This is a genomic window from Luteimonas sp. TWI662 (assembly GCF_039673825.1).
Taxonomy (GTDB): domain Bacteria; phylum Pseudomonadota; class Gammaproteobacteria; order Xanthomonadales; family Xanthomonadaceae; genus Luteimonas.
Window position 1 is genome coordinate 15,851 of the sequence record NZ_JBDJMI010000034.1, and the last position, 15,555, is coordinate 31,405.

17 protein-coding genes and 2 tRNA genes are annotated in these 15,555 nt (G+C 69.4%); 11 read left to right on the forward strand and 8 right to left on the reverse strand.

Going from position 1 to position 15,555, the window contains the following annotated elements; genetic code table 11:
- Window positions 1-1,254 carry a TIGR03862 family flavoprotein gene (locus ABE488_RS16590; RefSeq protein WP_346449499.1) on the reverse strand — a complete coding sequence of 418 codons (1,254 nt, stop codon included), beginning with the start codon at window positions 1,252-1,254 and terminating at the stop codon, window positions 1-3.
- Between the two features lie 93 nt (window positions 1,255-1,347).
- Here ABE488_RS16590 and ABE488_RS16595 point away from each other — a divergent pair, with 93 nt between their 5' ends.
- Together ABE488_RS16595 and ABE488_RS16600 are read left to right on the forward strand one after the other, a co-directional pair.
- The gene (locus ABE488_RS16595; protein WP_346449500.1) at window positions 1,348-1,611 is read left to right on the forward strand and encodes a DksA/TraR family C4-type zinc finger protein; all 264 of its coding nucleotides are present in this window, start codon (window positions 1,348-1,350) and stop codon (window positions 1,609-1,611) included.
- An 80-nt stretch (window positions 1,612-1,691) separates the two neighbouring features.
- Window positions 1,692-2,039: a RidA family protein gene (locus ABE488_RS16600; protein ID WP_346449502.1), complete on the forward strand. Its 348-nt coding sequence runs from the start codon at window positions 1,692-1,694 to the stop codon at window positions 2,037-2,039.
- Between the two features lie 100 nt (window positions 2,040-2,139).
- Here ABE488_RS16600 and ABE488_RS16605 read toward each other — a convergent pair whose 3' ends face one another.
- The 3 genes from ABE488_RS16605 to ABE488_RS16615 all read right to left on the reverse strand — a co-directional run bounded on the left by ABE488_RS16605 (window position 2,140) and on the right by ABE488_RS16615 (window position 3,460).
- A complete protein-coding gene (locus ABE488_RS16605; RefSeq protein WP_346445516.1) occupies window positions 2,140-2,757 on the reverse strand; it encodes a mechanosensitive ion channel family protein in 618 nt (205 codons plus the stop codon).
- A 199-nt stretch (window positions 2,758-2,956) separates the two neighbouring features.
- A tRNA-Val gene (locus ABE488_RS16610) sits at window positions 2,957-3,031 on the reverse strand.
- 156 nt (window positions 3,032-3,187) lie between these two features.
- Window positions 3,188-3,460 (reverse strand): polyhydroxyalkanoic acid system family protein, encoded by a 273-nt coding sequence (locus ABE488_RS16615; protein WP_346449503.1) that lies wholly within the window; start codon window positions 3,458-3,460, stop codon window positions 3,188-3,190.
- Between the two features lie 104 nt (window positions 3,461-3,564).
- On the opposite strand from ABE488_RS16615, the gene ABE488_RS16620 reads away from it, so the two are divergent.
- Both ABE488_RS16620 and ABE488_RS16625 read left to right on the forward strand, forming a co-directional pair.
- Window positions 3,565-4,368 carry an FHA domain-containing protein gene (locus tag ABE488_RS16620; protein WP_346449504.1) on the forward strand — a complete coding sequence of 268 codons (804 nt, stop codon included), beginning with the start codon at window positions 3,565-3,567 and terminating at the stop codon, window positions 4,366-4,368.
- Between the two features lie 31 nt (window positions 4,369-4,399).
- Window positions 4,400-4,633 carry a hypothetical protein gene (locus tag ABE488_RS16625; RefSeq protein ID WP_346449506.1) on the forward strand — a complete coding sequence of 78 codons (234 nt, stop codon included), beginning with the start codon at window positions 4,400-4,402 and terminating at the stop codon, window positions 4,631-4,633.
- Between the two features lie 21 nt (window positions 4,634-4,654).
- Here the strand turns inward: ABE488_RS16625 and ABE488_RS16630 are convergent, their stop codons facing one another.
- Both ABE488_RS16630 and msrP read right to left on the reverse strand, forming a co-directional pair.
- Window positions 4,655-5,245, reverse strand: coding sequence for a protein-methionine-sulfoxide reductase heme-binding subunit MsrQ (locus ABE488_RS16630; RefSeq protein ID WP_346449517.1), 591 nt, complete (start codon window positions 5,243-5,245; stop codon window positions 4,655-4,657).
- Between the two features lie 59 nt (window positions 5,246-5,304).
- Window positions 5,305-6,270: a protein-methionine-sulfoxide reductase catalytic subunit MsrP gene (gene msrP, locus ABE488_RS16635; RefSeq protein ID WP_346445520.1), complete on the reverse strand. Its 966-nt coding sequence runs from the start codon at window positions 6,268-6,270 to the stop codon at window positions 5,305-5,307.
- A 131-nt stretch (window positions 6,271-6,401) separates the two neighbouring features.
- Here msrP and serC point away from each other — a divergent pair, with 131 nt between their 5' ends.
- The 3 genes from serC to aroA all read left to right on the forward strand — a co-directional run bounded on the left by serC (window position 6,402) and on the right by aroA (window position 10,084).
- Window positions 6,402-7,502 (forward strand): phosphoserine transaminase, encoded by a 1,101-nt coding sequence (gene serC, locus ABE488_RS16640; RefSeq protein WP_346449508.1) that lies wholly within the window; start codon window positions 6,402-6,404, stop codon window positions 7,500-7,502.
- A gap of 141 nt (window positions 7,503-7,643) precedes the next feature.
- The gene (pheA, locus tag ABE488_RS16645) at window positions 7,644-8,765 is read left to right on the forward strand and encodes a prephenate dehydratase (RefSeq protein ID WP_346445522.1); all 1,122 of its coding nucleotides are present in this window, start codon (window positions 7,644-7,646) and stop codon (window positions 8,763-8,765) included.
- On the forward strand, window positions 8,762-10,084 hold the full coding sequence (gene aroA, locus ABE488_RS16650; protein ID WP_346449509.1) for a 3-phosphoshikimate 1-carboxyvinyltransferase: 1,323 nt from the start codon (window positions 8,762-8,764) through the stop codon (window positions 10,082-10,084). Before pheA ends, aroA begins: the two co-directional genes overlap by 4 nt.
- 82 nt (window positions 10,085-10,166) lie before the next feature.
- On the opposite strand, the gene ABE488_RS16655 is transcribed toward aroA, so the two are convergent.
- Together ABE488_RS16655 and ABE488_RS16660 are read right to left on the reverse strand one after the other, a co-directional pair.
- Window positions 10,167-10,739 (reverse strand): TonB family protein, encoded by a 573-nt coding sequence (locus ABE488_RS16655; protein ID WP_346449511.1) that lies wholly within the window; start codon window positions 10,737-10,739, stop codon window positions 10,167-10,169.
- A 76-nt stretch (window positions 10,740-10,815) separates the two neighbouring features.
- Entirely contained in the window at window positions 10,816-11,466 is a 651-nt protein-coding gene (locus ABE488_RS16660) for a TonB family protein (RefSeq protein WP_346449513.1), read from the reverse strand.
- Between the two features lie 118 nt (window positions 11,467-11,584).
- Between ABE488_RS16660 and serS the strand changes: the two genes are divergently transcribed.
- From serS to ABE488_RS16680, 4 genes are all read left to right on the forward strand, one after another.
- On the forward strand, window positions 11,585-12,865 hold the full coding sequence (serS, locus tag ABE488_RS16665; RefSeq protein ID WP_346445526.1) for a serine--tRNA ligase: 1,281 nt from the start codon (window positions 11,585-11,587) through the stop codon (window positions 12,863-12,865).
- A 134-nt stretch (window positions 12,866-12,999) separates the two neighbouring features.
- Window positions 13,000-14,004 carry a LysR family transcriptional regulator gene (locus ABE488_RS16670; protein ID WP_346449515.1) on the forward strand — a complete coding sequence of 335 codons (1,005 nt, stop codon included), beginning with the start codon at window positions 13,000-13,002 and terminating at the stop codon, window positions 14,002-14,004.
- A 217-nt stretch (window positions 14,005-14,221) separates the two neighbouring features.
- Window positions 14,222-14,311, forward strand: a tRNA-Ser gene (locus ABE488_RS16675).
- Between the two features lie 47 nt (window positions 14,312-14,358).
- Window positions 14,359-15,555 (forward strand): DUF6538 domain-containing protein (locus ABE488_RS16680; protein WP_346449516.1); only part of this gene is annotated, 1,197 nt, incomplete at its 3' end.

A 15,555-nucleotide genomic window follows, 5' to 3' on the forward strand; every position in this document is an offset into this window, starting at 1 on the left:
TCAGCGCGCGCGCTGCAGCCAGTCCAGCGCGCCCTGCGCGGCGCGCCGGCCGCTGGCGAAGCAGGCGGTGAGCAGGTAGCCGCCGGTCGGTGCTTCCCAGTCGATCATCTCGCCGGCGACGAAGGTGCCCGGCAATGCGCGCAGCATCAGCGCCTCGTCGAGCGCCTCGAAGCGGACCCCGCCGGCACTGGAGATGGCCTCGGCCAGCGGGCGCGGCGCGCGCAGGCGCAGCGGCAGTCGCTTGATCGCCGCCGCCACACGCGCGGCGTCGTCCAGTGCATCGCGATCGAGCCGCTCGAACAGCAGCGCGGTCTTGGCGGCATCCAGGCCGGTGGCCCGGCGCAGGTGCTCGCCGATGCTGCGGCGCCCGCGCGGGCGCTCAAGATCGCGCTGCAGACGCGCGGCGTCACGCCCCGGCGCGAGATCGAGCTCGAGCACGGCATGGCCGTCGCGCGCGATCGTGTCGCGCAGCTCGCCCGAAATCGCGTAGATCGCGCTGCCTTCGATACCGGTCGCCGTGAGCACGCACTCGCCCTGCAGCGCCTGGGGCGCGCCGTCGGCCGCGCGCCAGTGCAGGACCACCGGCTTGAGCGGCGCGCCGGCATGGCGCTGCGCCAGGTGCGCGCTCCAGCCGATGTCGAAGCCGCAATTGGCCGGCACCAGCGGCGCGACCTCGATACTGCGCGCGGCGAGCAACGTCTGCCAGGTGCCATCGGAGCCGAGTTCGGGCCAACTGCCGCCGCCCAGGGCCAGCAGCACCGCGTCGGCCGCATGCGTATGCAGCCCCTGCGGCGTCGTGAAGGTCAGGCGGTCATCGGCATCCCAGCCGGTCCAGCGATGCTGGACATGGAAGCGCACGCCGTCCTCGCGCAGTTGCCGGACCCAGCCACGCAACAACGGCGCGGCCTTGAGATCCTCCGGAAACACCCGGCCGGAGCTGCCGACGAAGGTCGGCACGCCGCGTGCCTTCGCCCAATCGCGCAGCGCCTGTGCATCGAAGGTGTCGAGCCAGCGCCCGATCGCGTCTGCTCGCGTGCCATAGCGCGCGTCGAAGGCCGGCCGCGGCTCGGAATGGGTCAGGTTCAACCCGCCCTTGCCGGCGATCAGGAATTTGCGCCCCACTGAACCCTTGGCATCGAACAGATCGACCTCCACGTCTGCGGCGCGGGCGACTTCTGCGGCGAACAGCCCCGCTGGGCCGCCGCCGATGATCGCCAGGCGGGAGGGGGCAGGGGAGCGGGACGCATCGGACATCGCGCCATTATGCCGGCCGGCGCCACTCATCCCCCAGCCACACGCGCATTGCTAGGCTGCTTTGGCAGGCATTGCCAACAGCAGGAGTCGGCCATGGCGACCGGGTGGGCAGGTGACGGTGCGGTCCAGGACCAGATCGATGCGACCGTCAAGGACGCGATCGAGCGTGCGCGCAGCCAACTGCGTCGCGGCCCAGGCCTGACCCATTGCGAGGAATGCGACGCGTCGATCCCCGAGGCGCGTCGCGTCGCCGTGCCCGGCGTGCGGCTGTGCGTCAACTGCCAGGCCCAACACGACGAGGACCGGGCATCGGCCGGCTACAACCGCCGCGGCAGCAAGGACAGCCAGTTGCGCTGAGCGTGTCGGCCGATGGTCCGAGCTTGCGGCCGGCCGCCTGCGATCGCTACCGTGGGCGGCCTTCACGTCAGGAACGCTCCATGATCCAGCGCATCGACGCCGGCCCGCGCATGTCCGAGGCCAGCATCCACAACGGCATCGTCTATTGCGCAGGGCAAGTGCCCGAAACCCCCGGCGCCGATATCGGCATCCAGACCCGCGAGGTGCTCGAAGCGATCGACACGCTGCTGGCGCAGGCCGGCAGCGACAAGACCCGGATCCTCCAGGCGCAGATCTACCTGGCCGACATCGGCGACTTCGCCGGCATGAACGCCGAGTGGGATCGCTGGGTGGTTGCTGGCCAGGCGCCGTCGCGCGCAACGGTCGAGGCGCGGCTGGCCGATCCGGGCTGGCGAATCGAGATCGTCGTGTCGGCCGTCGTCGGCTGACACCCGGCACGCGGGGCGGAAACCGGGGTCAGAGTGCAATTTCACCTCGCGCAATTGCACTCTGACCCCGGTTTTCGCGGTTTGCGTCTGGCGCGCCGGGTCACACGTCGAGCGGATCGCCCCGCTTGGCGCCCGCGCCCTTGGGTTCGGGCAGCGCGCCGCCGCGCCAGCGCCGCAGCGCACGCTGGAAGAACAGGCTGTTGGGCACCTGCAGCACGGTGCCCGCGCCGTCGCCGTCGTCGGTCTCACGCAAGGTCGTGTAGACCAAGTTGATATCCACCACCTGGCCGCGCAGGCCCGGCTTCTCGCCGTTCTCCAGCAGCTCGACATGGTCGTAGAGCCGGAAGGGCCGCGTGGTCAGGATCAACATCGTGCAGAAGATGTTCGACAGCACGCTCCATGCGGCGAAGAACGCCACCGCGCCCACTGCCGCAAAGCCGGTGAACGCGGTCCACAGCACCGTGCCCGACACGCCCAGGCGCTCGAGCGCCATCAGCAGCGCAGCGGCGTAGATCAGGAAGGTCATGACCCGGCGTGCGCCGACCACCGCCTCGGGCGGCAATGTGTAGCGGCGTCCGACGCGGTCGAGCAGGCGCCGTCCGAGCAGGCGCAGCAACCAGGCCGCGAGCAGGATCAGCAGGATCTGGCCGCCGGGCACGACGATGCCGAGCCACTCATGCAGCCAATGAGGAAGACGATCGGTCAAGCGCACACCCACTTCGCACAGGGCGCCCGCGGCGCCGTCGCGGGAATTCTACGCGCCGCGCCCAAGGGACGCGGCGCGCGCGGGGCGCGGCGTCTTGCCATGGTTGCCGATCGTGAACTTGACATGCTGGGCATGATGGACATCGACAAGCGATGCAGCGCGTACGCCGGGCACGAAAAAGCCGACACTGGGCCGGCTTGTTCGATGCTGCTGGTGGGCGGTGCAGGGTTCGAACCTGCGACCCTTGCCGTGTGAAGGCAATGCTCTACCGCTGAGCTAACCGCCCGAAACACTGTCGCCCGGACTTGGGAACGTCGCCGCTCCGGTGTCCGCATCGCCGGGGCCGCAAGGCCGCCGGTGCGATCGGGACGCGCATTCTACGGTCGAATCGATGCGCCGACAAGCTGTACGTGCAGGCGTGTGGCCGGCGCCGTCGGCGCGCTCAGAATCGCTCCGACAGCACACGGCGGATCTCGGCCTCGATCGGGCCGCGCATCGCCGCGAGCAGGAAGCCCAGCTTGGCGGTCACGTGCAGGCTGTCGGGCAGCAGGGCGATCGCGCCATCGACGCCGGAGCGGTTGAAGCTGAGCGTGTCGCCGCTCCACGTGTACTTCATGTCGAAACGCTCGGCCAGGGTGCGCGCGACGTCTTCGACGGCGCTGCGCGCCTGCGCCTGCGGCAGGGAATGGGGATGGGTAATGTCGATACCGGACATGTCGGTCGCTCTGCCTGGGTTGGGCGCACATTCTGCGGTGCCGCGGCGCATCGACCAAGTGAGGGATGCGGTGCGCGCCGCCGCTCGTGCTAGATTTCCGCCGCATGACTGCGCTCAAGCTGCGATTTCCCGGCTCCTCGACCGATGATCTGCCTCTCGATGCGGGCGAGCTCGGGCTGGGTCTGCGCGCCGACGGCGCCGGACTCGGCCCCGTGACGACCGACGCGGCCTGCGTGCGCGTGTGCGTCGATCGCCGCGGCGTCTGGCTGACGGTGGGCGAGGAGGCTGGCGGCGTGCATGTCAACGGGCGGCGCATCCAGCGCGTGGCGATGCTGCGCGCCGGCGATGCGATCTTCGTCGCCGGCCACGAGCTGCGCCTGCTTCCCGAGCAGCCGCCCGCGCCGCCGTCGGCGGCGGACGCGCCGCAGGGCGATGGGGCTGACCCCGATCCGCGCCTGGTGCTGCGCGGTCTGGGCGGTCGTTATCACGGGCGCTGCTTCACGCTCGACCGCGCGCGCCTGATCGGTCGCCAGTCCGATGCCGACATCCGCATCGACGATCCGGGCTTCGCCGATCGCCATGCGCGCCTGGAGCGAGTAGGCGAGCGGGTGCGGCTGATCGACTTGGGCTCGGCGGAGGGCAGTGTGGTCAATGGCCAGACCGTGCGCGATGCGCTGCTGCAGCCCGGCGATCAGATCGTGTTCGATGCCCACCATCGCTTCGTCGTCGAAGCGCCGGCCCGCGGCGGCGTGGTCACCTTCGGCCATGGCCCGGCGGACGAATTCGACGATGGGCCCGATCCGTTCGATGTTCCGGCGGCCGGGCGCCTACGGTTGCCCTGGCTGCTGCTCGCGGCGGTGCTGCTGGCCGCAGCGCTGGGCGCGTTATTCCTATTCGGCGCAAGCTGAGTCGGCACTCGGTTTTTGAAGGAGTCATCCAATGGGCATGTTCAGCATCTGGCACCTGATCCTCTTGCTGCTTCTGTTTGCGATCTTTGCCGGTGTGGTCGGCCTCATCGTCTGGGCGATCGTGCGCAGCCAGCGCAGGCCGCCGCCCGCCCTCGACGAGGGATTGGTGGCGCAGGTGGCCGCGCTCGACCGCCTGCATCGCGAAGGCGCGATCGACGCGACCGAACACGCACGTCGCCGCGCGGCCTTGCTGTCGGGCCGCTGACCAGGCCACTTCCGGCGCGGCTCAGCGTGCGGCGGCGCGTCGCCGCGCCAGCGCCTTCCATACCCGCCAGCCCAGCAGCAGCGCCAGCAGCCCGGCATAGAGCGCGGGCTCGCGCCAGTCGGATTTCACGATCCACCAGAAATGCAGCACCGCCAGTGCGGCGATCGCGTAGACCAGGCGGTGCAGGCGGCCCCAGTTGCGGCCCAGCCGGCGCATCCAGCCGAGCGTCGAGGTCACGGCCAGCGGCACCAGCAGCAGCCATGCCAGAAAGCCCACGGTGATGTAGGGCCGGCGCGCGATCTCGGTGGCCACCTGCGACAGGTCGCCGACCAGGTCCAGCGCCAGCCAGGCCGCGAAATGCAGGCTGGCGTAGGCGAAGGCGTACAGCCCGAGCATTCGCCGAAAGCGCAGCGGTGCGGTCCATCCCGAGATCTGCCTGAGTGGCGTGATCGCCAGCGTGATCAGCAGCAGGCGCAGGGCGCCGATGCCCAGTTCGTGCTCGATCGCCACCACTGGCTCGGCGCCGAGCGCATCGATGTTGCCGCCCCCGAGCACGCTCCACACGCGCCAGCCCAGCCAGGCCAGCGGCGCGAGCGCCAGCGCGTGGACCATCGCCTTGCCGGCGATGATGCCGGGCGGTGTCGCGCGGCGCTTGGGGACGCGCGCCGGGCTCAATACCACTTGCGCAGATCCATGCCGGCGTAGAGCGAGGCGACCTGGTCGGCGTAGCCGTTGAACGGACGGGTGTCGATACGGTTGGCGAGCAGCCGGTTGGTGCCGGCAATCCGGCGTTCGGTCTTCTGGCTCCAGCGCGGGTGGTCGACCGCCGGATTGACGTTGCTGAAGAACCCGTACTCCGACGGCTGCAGGTCGTTCCACGCGGTGCTGGGCATGCGCTCGACGAACCGGATCTGCACGATCGACTTGATGCTCTTGAAGCCGTATTTCCACGGCACCACCAGCCGCAGCGGCGCGCCGTTCTGCTGCGGCAAGGCCTTGCCGTATAGACCGGTTGCCAGGAACGCGAGCGGGTGCATGGCCTCGTCGATGCGCAGGCCCTCGCGATATGGCCAGCGGATCGAGCGGAAGCGCAGGCCCGGCATCTGCTCGCGGTCGGCCAGCGTGGTGAAGGCGACGTACTTGGCTTTGGCGGTGGGCTCGAACCGACGCAGCACCGCGGCCAGCGGCACGCCGGTCCACGGGATCACCATCGACCAGCCTTCCACGCAGCGCAGGCGATAGATGCGTTCCTCGCTGGCGATGCCGCGCAGCAGGTCCTCCAGTGCGATGCGCCCGGGCTTGGCACATTCGCCGGCCACCTCCACGCTCCAGGGCGTTGTGCGCAGGGTCTTGGCCGCGCGCGAGGGATCGGCCTTGCCGGTGCCGAACTCGTAGAAGTTGTTGTACGAGGTGATGTCCTCGTAGCGAGTCAGCGGCTCGTCGGTGCGAAAGCCGCTGCGCGCCTGCGCCGGGGTGACTGGGGCCGTGCTGGGCGGCGGTGGCTCGGCATCCGCGCAGCCGGCCAGGCTGAGCGCCGGGGTCGCGGCCAGCAGGGCGAGCAGGCGACGGCGGTCGCGATAGACCGCCTCGTCGGTGATGTCGGACTCGGGGATCCGCAAGGCGTCGCGCAAAGACATCGCTGGCTCCTGGCGCGTGCGCGCCGTAGATGGGGCAACGCGGAATACGTTGCCATCGCAACCATTGCCCGCGCGTCAAGGCTGCTGCACTGCGGCATACTTGCCGGCCTGCAAACGAGCGGAGTCGAGCGATGGCGCGAGCCTACAACTTTGCCCCTGGACCTGCGGCATTGCCTGAAAGCGTGCTGAAACAGGCCCAGGCCGACATGCTCGAGTGGGGCGATGCCGGCGCCTCGATCGTCGAGATGAGCCACCGCGGGCCGGAGTTCATGGCCGTGGCCACGCGCGCTGAAGCCGATCTGCGCACGCTGCTCGCGGTGCCCGACGATTACGCGGTGCTGTTCCTGCAGGGCGGGGCGACCACCCAGCAGGCGCTGATCGCGCTGAACTTCGCGGCGCCCGGCGATACCGTCGACTACGTCGTCAGCGGCCATTGGGGCCGCACCGCGCTGCGCCAGCTCACCCCGGCGGTCGCGGTCAACGTCGCCGCCAGCGGCGAGGCCGATGGCTTCCGCACAATCCCGGGGCGCGAAACCTGGCGCCTGACCCCGGGCGCGGCCTACGTGCACATCACCGCCAACGAGACCATCCACGGCGTCGAGTTCCGGCCTGCCTGGGGGGCGCCCGCGCCCGACACCGGCGATGTCCCGTTGTTCGCCGACTTCAGCTCCAGCATCGCGTCGGAGCCGATCGACATCAGCCGCTATGGCCTGATCTATGCCGGTGCCCAGAAGAACCTCGGGCCGGTCGGTCTTTCGGTCGTGGTCGTGCGGCGCGACCTGCTCAAGCGGGCGGGCCAGCCGCGCGCCGACATCTTCAACTACGCCTCGCACCTGGCCAACGACTCGATGCTCAACACACCGCCGACCTGGAACTGGTATCTGGCCGGCCTGGTGTTCCGCTGGATGCTCGACCAGGGCGGCACCGCCGAGTTCGACCGCCGCAGCGACGAGAAGGCCGGACTGCTGTACGCCGCCATCGATGGCTCGGACGGCTTCTACCGCAACGAGGTCGCGCGCGATGTGCGCTCGCGCATGAACGTGCCGTTCTTCCTGGCCGATTCCGCGCTCGATGCCGACTTCCTGGCCGGCGCGCGCGAGGCCGGGCTGATCGGGCTCAAGGGCCACCGGGTACTCGGCGGCATGCGCGCGTCGATCTACAACGCGATGCCGGTCGACGGTGTCCGCGCGCTCGTCGCCTACATGCAGGATTTCCAGCAGCGGCGGGGGTGAGCGGCCACGTCCTGCCATCAGGCATCGCAGTGTCCGCGAACGCCCGGCGATGGAGGGCCGGGCAGCGAGCTGGACCGACGACATCGCGGCGCCGCCGCGCTGCACGACCGTAACCAAGCCCCGATTTTTGAGAGACCATTGATGGCCGCCAAGCCGAAGAAGAAAGCCGCCGACAAGCCCACGCCGCCGCCCGATCTGGCTGCCGTGCGCGCGCAGATCGACGGTATCGACCACCAGATCCAGACCCTGATCGCCGAGCGCGCGCAGTTCGCGCGCCAGGTCGGCAAGGCCAAGGGCAAGCTCGCCGCCGCCGTCGACTATTACCGGCCCGAGCGCGAGGCCCAAGTGCTGCGGCGCGTGGTCGACCGCAACGACGGCCCGCTGTCGGACACCGAACTGGTGCGGCTGTTCCGCGAGATCATGTCGGCGTGCCTGGCCCAGCAGGAGCCACTGAAGATCGGCTACCTGGGGCCGGAAGGCACGTTCTCCCAGCAGGCGGTACACAAACAGTTCGGGCACTCGGCGATGGGCCTGCCACTGGCGAGCATCGAGGAGGTGTTCGACGAGGTCGCGGCCGGCCATGCCGATTTCGGCGTCGTGCCGGTCGAAAATTCCGGCCAGGGCACGATCCAGTCGACTCTCGACCTGTTCCTGACCTCGCCGCTGCGCATCTGCGGTGAGGTCGAGCTGCGCGTGCACCAGTATCTGCTCTCGCGCACCGGCCGGCTCGATGAGATCGAACGGGTGTATTCGCACGGATTGTCGCTGGCCCAGTGCAAGGGTTGGCTGCGCCAGAACCTGCCGCAGGCCGAGAAGCACGCGGTGGTCAGCAACGCCGAGGGCGTGCGCCGGGCGCAGAAATCCGACGACGCCGCGGCGATTGCCGGCGAGAACGCCGCGCACGTCTACGGCATGAAAGTCATCGCCGGGCCGATCGAGGACCGCAGCGACAACACCACGCGCTTTCTGGTCATCGGCCGCGGCGCCTTCCCGCCGTCAGGCAACGACCGCACCTCGCTGATGGTCTTCATCCGCGACCAGCCCGGCGCGCTCTACCGCATCCTCGAGCCGCTGGCGCGGCGTGGCATCAGCATGAACCGAATCGAATCCCGGCCTGCGCACGGTGCGCTGTGGCAGTACGCCTTCTTTATCGACGTCGCCGGCCATGTCGACGAGTCCCCGCTCAAGGACGCGCTCGGCGAGATCGACGCCTTTGCCGGCGATGTCCGGGTGCTGGGGTCCTACCCGGTGGCCGTGCCATGACCGCCGCACGCTGGATCGCCACCGCCGGCGCGCCGCTGCGCGGCGAACTCGACGTGCCCGGCGACAAGTCGGTCTCGCACCGGGCGATCATGCTCGCCTCGCTGGCCGACGGCATCTCGCGCATCACCGGGTTCCTCGAGGGTGAGGACGCCCGCGCCACCGAGGCGATCTTCCGTCGTCTCGGTGTGTCGATCGAAACCCCGGCCGTGGGGGCGCGTGTCGTCCATGGCGTCGGCATCGACGGTCTGCGCGCCGCCGACGGCCCGCTCGACTGCGGCAATGCCGGCACCGGCATGCGCCTGCTGGCCGGCTTGCTCGCCGGCCAGGCCTTCGATAGCGAACTGGTTGGCGATGCGTCGCTGTCCAAGCGGCCGATGCGGCGCGTCACCGAGCCGTTGGCACGCATGGGCGCCCGCATCGACACCGGCGAAGGCGGTGTGCCGCCGCTGCGCGTGCACGGCAAGCAGCGCCTGACCGGCGTCGAGTACGAGAACGCGCTCGCCAGCGCACAGGTCAAATCGGCGCTGCTGCTCGCCGGCCTGTATGCCGAAGGCCAGACCGTGGTTCACGAGCCCAGGCCCACCCGCGACTACACCGAGCGCATGCTCGCGGCGTTCGGCTGGCCGATCGAGTTCTCGCCGGGGCTGGCGCGGCTGTCGGGCGGGCATCGCCTGCGCGCGACCGACGTGCACGTGCCCGCGGACTTCTCGTCGGCGGCGTTCTTCCTGGTCGCCGCGTCGATCGTGCCCGGTTCGGACCTGTTGCTGCGCCGAGTCGGGATGAATCCGCGCCGCACCGGCTTGTTGCATGTGCTGCGGCTGATGGGCGCGGACATCGAAGCCTCGAATGCCGGCGAGCAGGGCGGCGAGCCGGTCGCCGACCTGCGCGTGCGCCACGCACCGCTACACGGTATCGATGTGCCGGAAGTGCACGTGCCGGACATGATCGACGAGTTTCCGGCGCTGTTCGTCGCCGCCGCCTGCGCCGATGGGCCGACCCGCGTGACCGGCGCCGCCGAACTGCGGGTCAAGGAGTCGGACCGCATCGCGGTGATGGCCACCGGCCTGCGCACGCTCGGCATCGCGATCGACGAGGCGCCCGATGGCGCGACGATTCCTGGCAACGCCGGGGCAGGGGCCGTGTTCGGCCGTGGTGAGGTCGAAAGTCACGGCGACCATCGCATCGCGATGGCGTTCGCGGTCGCCGCCCAGCGTGCAGTCGGCGAGGTCGCGATCTGCGATACCGCCAATGTTGCGACCTCGTTCCCCGGATTCGTGTCGTTGGCGCGCGGGGCCGGGTTCGGGCTGCTGGGCGACTGAAGCATCGGCGGCGTCCAGCCGCCCGGTGTGATTGAAGCCTGCTCCCCGCATGAGGAGGAGCAGGCCACAGCCGGGAAGGCACTCAGTTGCGCGCGGTGGTGCCCGGCTGGTCTTCGAGGGTGAAGTCGACCGGGACCCGGACTGAACTCGCCTCAGGCTTGCCGTTGCGGATCGCCGGCTCGAACGTCCAGTTCCGCGCTGCTTCCATCGCGGCGCGATCGAGATCGCGCGAGCGGCTGCGCTGCTCGACGCTGATGTCGGTCGGCTTGCCTGCGGCGTCCACCTGGACGAGCAGCGTGACCGAGCCTTCTTCTCGATTGCGCAAGGCTGCGGCCGGATACGCGGGGCGCGGCTGGTCCACCACGCGGGCCGGCCGATCCGCTGGCGCGGTAGGCGCCGAGGGACGTGACGTCCGTTCGGGCGTCCGCGCAGGCTCGCGCTCGGCCGGCGGCGTAACGCCATCACCGATTGCCGGTGGCGGCGGCAATGGCTCGCTCTGCGGCATGTCGCGCTTGCTCAGGAAGTACCAGCCCAGCGCCACCAGCGCCACCAGCAGCAGGATCCAGATCAGCGGGCTGGAGCCTTTGCGTGGCGGCTCGGGCGGTGGGGCGGCCGGAGGGGGGACATCGTCGGGACGCCGCATCGGATCGCTCATCGTCATCGCTCCACGCCGGAAGATGCGCTGAGCCTCCCACCGCCGATGTCGAGGCCTTGTCAGTGCCAACCGGGGCTCAGGAATCGTTTGCGGGCGAGAACGCGATCGGCACGCGCACCTCGCCGGGGACCGGCCGACCGGCGCGCATTGCCGGTTCGAAGCGCCAGCGCCGCACCGCGCTGACCGCGGCGCGGTCCAGGCGCGCGTGCCCGCTGCCGGCGATCACATCGATGCCCGCCACGCGGCCATCGGCGCCCACGTGGACCCGCAGCATCACATCGCCGGTTTCGCCCCGCCGCAGCGATGCGCGGGGATAACGAGGCTGCGGCGTGGACAGTGGCCGCGGTGTGCTGTCGGCGGCCTGCGCGGTCGCCTCCGGCGGTGGCGTCGTCGGCTCAGGCGCCGGCCCGCTCGCGACCGGTGGCGAGATCGTCGCAGGTGCGCCCTGAGGCGCGCCGTCCGACGGGCCGAAGCGCCCGCTGGCTCCGTCCGCACTGGCCGGCAGCGGGGCCGGCAGCGGCGTGGCAGCGCGATCGGACGCGTCCGGCGGACCGTCGATCGCGATGTCGCCGCCCGGGTTGCGCGTGTCGCGCTGCTGCCACCACAGCCATGCGAACAGCAGGCCGCCCAGCGCGCAGGCCGCCGCGATCATCAGCCACGCGCGGCGGGTCGGCAGCCACTGCCGGAACGCATGACGGGGGCGCGGGGCGGGCGAGGGTGCGGACACGGCGGGCTCCAGCGAACAGGGCGCCCGATTCTGTCACACGCCCGCCGCGCAGCCGCCGCTTCGGCGCATCGCCGATCCGGGCGATAATGCCGCTCCCGCTTTCGATGACGACGCCCCGATGCTCGATCCCAGCCTGCTGCGCCAACACCTCGCCGACACCGCCGCGCGCCTGCGCGACAGCCGCGGGTACGACCTGCCGGTGTCGCGTATCGAGTCGCTGGAGGGCGAGCGCAAGCAGATCCAGGTCCGCACCCAGGAGCTGCAGAACCTGCGCAATACGCGCAGCAAGGCGATCGGCCAGGCCAAGGCACGCGGTGAGGATGTTGCCCCGCTGCTGGCCGAGGTCGCCGGTTTCGGCGACGAACTCAAGGCCAGCGAGTCCCGGCTGGACGGCATCAAGGCCGAGCTCGAAGCGCTGACCTTGAGCGTGCCGAATCTGCCCGATGCCAGCGTGCCGGTGGGGCGCGACGAGGCCGACAACGTCGAGCAGGCGCGCTGGGGCACACCGCGCAGCTTCGACTTCCCGGTCCGCGACCACGTCGAGCTCGGCGCCCGCGATGGCTGGCTCGACGCGGAAGCCGCCGCCAAGCTCAGCGGCGCCCGCTTCACCGTGCTGCGCGGCCAACTTGCGCGCCTGCACCGCGCGCTCGCCCAGTTCATGCTCGACCTGCATACCGGCGAACACGGCTATGAAGAGACCAGCGTGCCGGTGATCGTCAACGCCGACAGCCTCTACGGCACCGGCCAGTTGCCCAAGTTCGAGGAAGACATGTTCGCCACCGCGCTGGGCGAACAGACGCGCTATCTGATCTCCACCTCCGAGATCTCGCTGACCAACCTGGTTCGCGACGAGATCGTCGAGGCTGAGCGGCTGCCGCTGCGCATGAGCGCGCATTCGCTGTGCTTCCGCTCCGAGGCCGGCAGCCATGGCCGCGACACCCGCGGCATGATCCGCCAGCACCAGTTCGAGAAGGTGGAGATGGTCTCGGTGGTGCGCCCGGCCGACAGCGATGCCGAACTCGAGCGCATGACCCGGTGCGCCGAGACCGTGCTCGAGCGCCTTGGGCTGCCGTATCGCCGCATGCTGCTGTGCAGTGGCGACATGGGCTTCGCCGCGCGCCGCACCTACGACCTCGAGGTCTGGCTGCCCTCGCAGCAGACCTACCGCGAGATCTCCTCGTGCTCGAACTGCGGCGACTTCCAGGCGCGCCGCATGCAGGCGCGCTGGCGCAATCCCGAAACCGGCAAGCCCGAACTCGTGCACACCCTCAATGGTTCGGGCCTGGCGGTGGGCCGCACGCTGATCGCGGTCATGGAGAACTTCCAGAACGCCGACGGCACGATCGAGGTTCCCGAGGTGCTGCACCCGTACATGGGCGGCGTGACCCGCCTGGGCTGACGGGCGTCGGGGCAGGGCGCCGTCACTACAGGGCGCGATGAACCGCCGGGAAAGCCGCCCGGCGGAATTCGTTGTGGAAATAGGATGGAAGTGGTCCAATATCGCCTATTGTCCTGATAGCAAGGCGGCTCCCCATGCAGGATCTCAACGATCTCTATTACTTCGCCATGGTGGTCGAGCATGGCGGCTTCGCCGCGGCCGAGCGGGCGCTCGGGATCCCGAAGTCCCGGCTGAGCCGGCGCATCAGCCAGTTGGAAACCGAACTGGGCGTGCGCCTGCTGCAGCGCTCGACCCGCCGGTTCGCTGTCACCGACGTCGGCCAGAGCGTGTTCCGCCATGCGCAATCGATGTTGGCCGAGGCGACCGCCGCGCGCGAGGTCGTAGACCGGCTCAGCGCCGAACCGCGCGGCCTGGTCCGCGTCAGCGTGCCGGTGAGCATCGCCCAGCAGTCGATTCCGCAGATGCTGCCCGAGTTCCTGGCCCGCTACCCGCAGGTGCGCGTGCAGTTGCACGTGAGCAATCGCCGCGTGGACGTCATCAACGAGGGCTTTGACGTCGCCGTGCGCGTGCGCGCCAAGCTCGACGACGACGGCAGCCTGGTCATGCGCAGTTTCGGCCAGATCCAGGAACTGCTGGTCGCCAGCCCCGGCTATCTCGATCGCATGGGCCGCCCGAAGGACCCGGACGAACTCAGCCAGCACACCACGATGAGCATGGGCGAGGACGAGGTGAAGCAGCGCTGGGACCTGCAGGCTGCCGACGGCACCACCCGCCGCGTGGAGCTCAAGCCCCGCGTCGCCGGCTTCGACTTCCCGATGCTGATGGCGCTGGCCAAGCAGGGCCTGGGCATCACGATGCTGCCCGAGACCCTGTGCGCCGAAGCCGTGCGCAATGGCGAACTCGAGGTCGTGCTGCCCGACTGGCACCTGCCGCAGGGCATCGCCCACGCCGTGTTCGCCTCGCGCCGCGGCCTGCTGCCGGCGGTCCGGGTGTTCATCGACTTCCTGGCCGAGAAGCTGCCCCCGCTGATCGAAGCCTCGAGCCTGGATTGCCGCAACTGCGACCGCAAGGGTCGTGATGGCATTTCGGTGCCCGCACCGCGCATCGCACAAGGCGCCACGCGTGCGACAATGTCCTGAGCCGGCGCCCGGATCGCAGGTCCAGCGCCGGTCTGGCACGACCGCGCAATGCGTGGTGCCGTGAGGACGTTTCACCCCCAATGGAGAGATGGCCGAGTGGTTAAGGCAGCGGTCTTGATCCGGAGGCCGCAGGCCGGAGGAAACATCGACCGCAGGTCGATGGTCAAACCGCCGGCACCGCGCGAAGCGCGGTGTAGTGTGGAAGCGTAGTAACAACGGAGAGATGGCCGAGTGGTTTAAGGCAGCGGTCTTGAAAACCGCCGAAGGGTCAAACCTTCCGTGGGTTCGAATCCCACTCTCTCCGCCAATCCTGCGTATCTATCTGATTTGATTGGATAAAGCGCGATTTCGGGGTTGGCGAATCAGGACGCAAATCGGGGCACACAGAACCCGAGGCGAATTCCTCATCATCTATCGCGCTCCCCGTCGGGGCGCTGGGCGTTTCGCCAGCGTGTGCCGGCCGATCTTCAAGGCATCCTCGGATGCCGTCTCCTCAAGCGCTCCCTTCGCACGGCTGATCTGCCAGAGGCGCGGATGCGCGCCGTCATGCTCGCGGCCGGCTATGCTCGGCTCTTCAGCCTGTTGAGGGATCAACACGTGGCGAAGTTGTCCAAGGACGAAGTGGACGCGCTCATTGGCCGCTTGAGCGGTGCCGATAACCTGCGCGACCTGACGCTGCACCGGACCTTGGGTCCTGACGGCATGGTCAGCGAGCGGTGGCAGATCGACGACGAAAAAGACGTCCGGCTCTTTCGGAAGGTGCAGCAGCGCCGCGTTGGCGATGACCCGATCCAGGACATGGTGGACGGCATCGTGCCGGCGCCGATGCCAGCCGCGCCCCGCTCAGGGTTGGAACCCATCCAACTCGGAAAGGCTCGGGATGCTTGGCTCGCCACGCTCAAGGGCAGCACGCTGCCCAAGACCTACACGATCAAGAAAACCGCCATCCAAGCTCTGGTGGGCTTCCTGGGCGATAAGACGCGGGTCGCGAGCATCACTCGATCGGACCTGGCCCGCTGGTATCAGTCCATGCGCAAGGCGGGCGCTTCGACGCCAACGCTTACGAACAAACAAAGCTATGTCGGCGGGAAGGGCGGCTTCTTTGACTGGGCGATAGCCTCGGGCTACTACCCCAAGGGTGATAACCCGGCCAGTGGTCACGTGAGCTACTCGGCCCGTGAGAAGCGAGCGCGCCGGAAGTTGGGGTTTAAAGCCTTCGATCGCGGCCAGATCCAGGCACTGTTCGCGCCAGCGGCCTTCGGAAGGCTTTCAGAGTCCGCCCAATGGGCCTCGCTCATCGGCCTCTACACAGGCGCCAGGGCGTCCGAGGTAGGTCAGCTGCTGACCCATGGTGTTTTTGAGGAGGACGGCATCCCCTGCATCCGCGTCTCAGACGAGGGCGAACATCAGAAAGTGAAGACCGATGTGAGCCTGCGCACGGGGCGGTCTCAAGAATCAAGTGCAACACGTGATTTGAAGTCGATGATTTCCCTCTCCATCACCTGGGCTGGTGTTGCCCAGCCGAGCGTCTTGCGCGGTCGCCCGTTCATC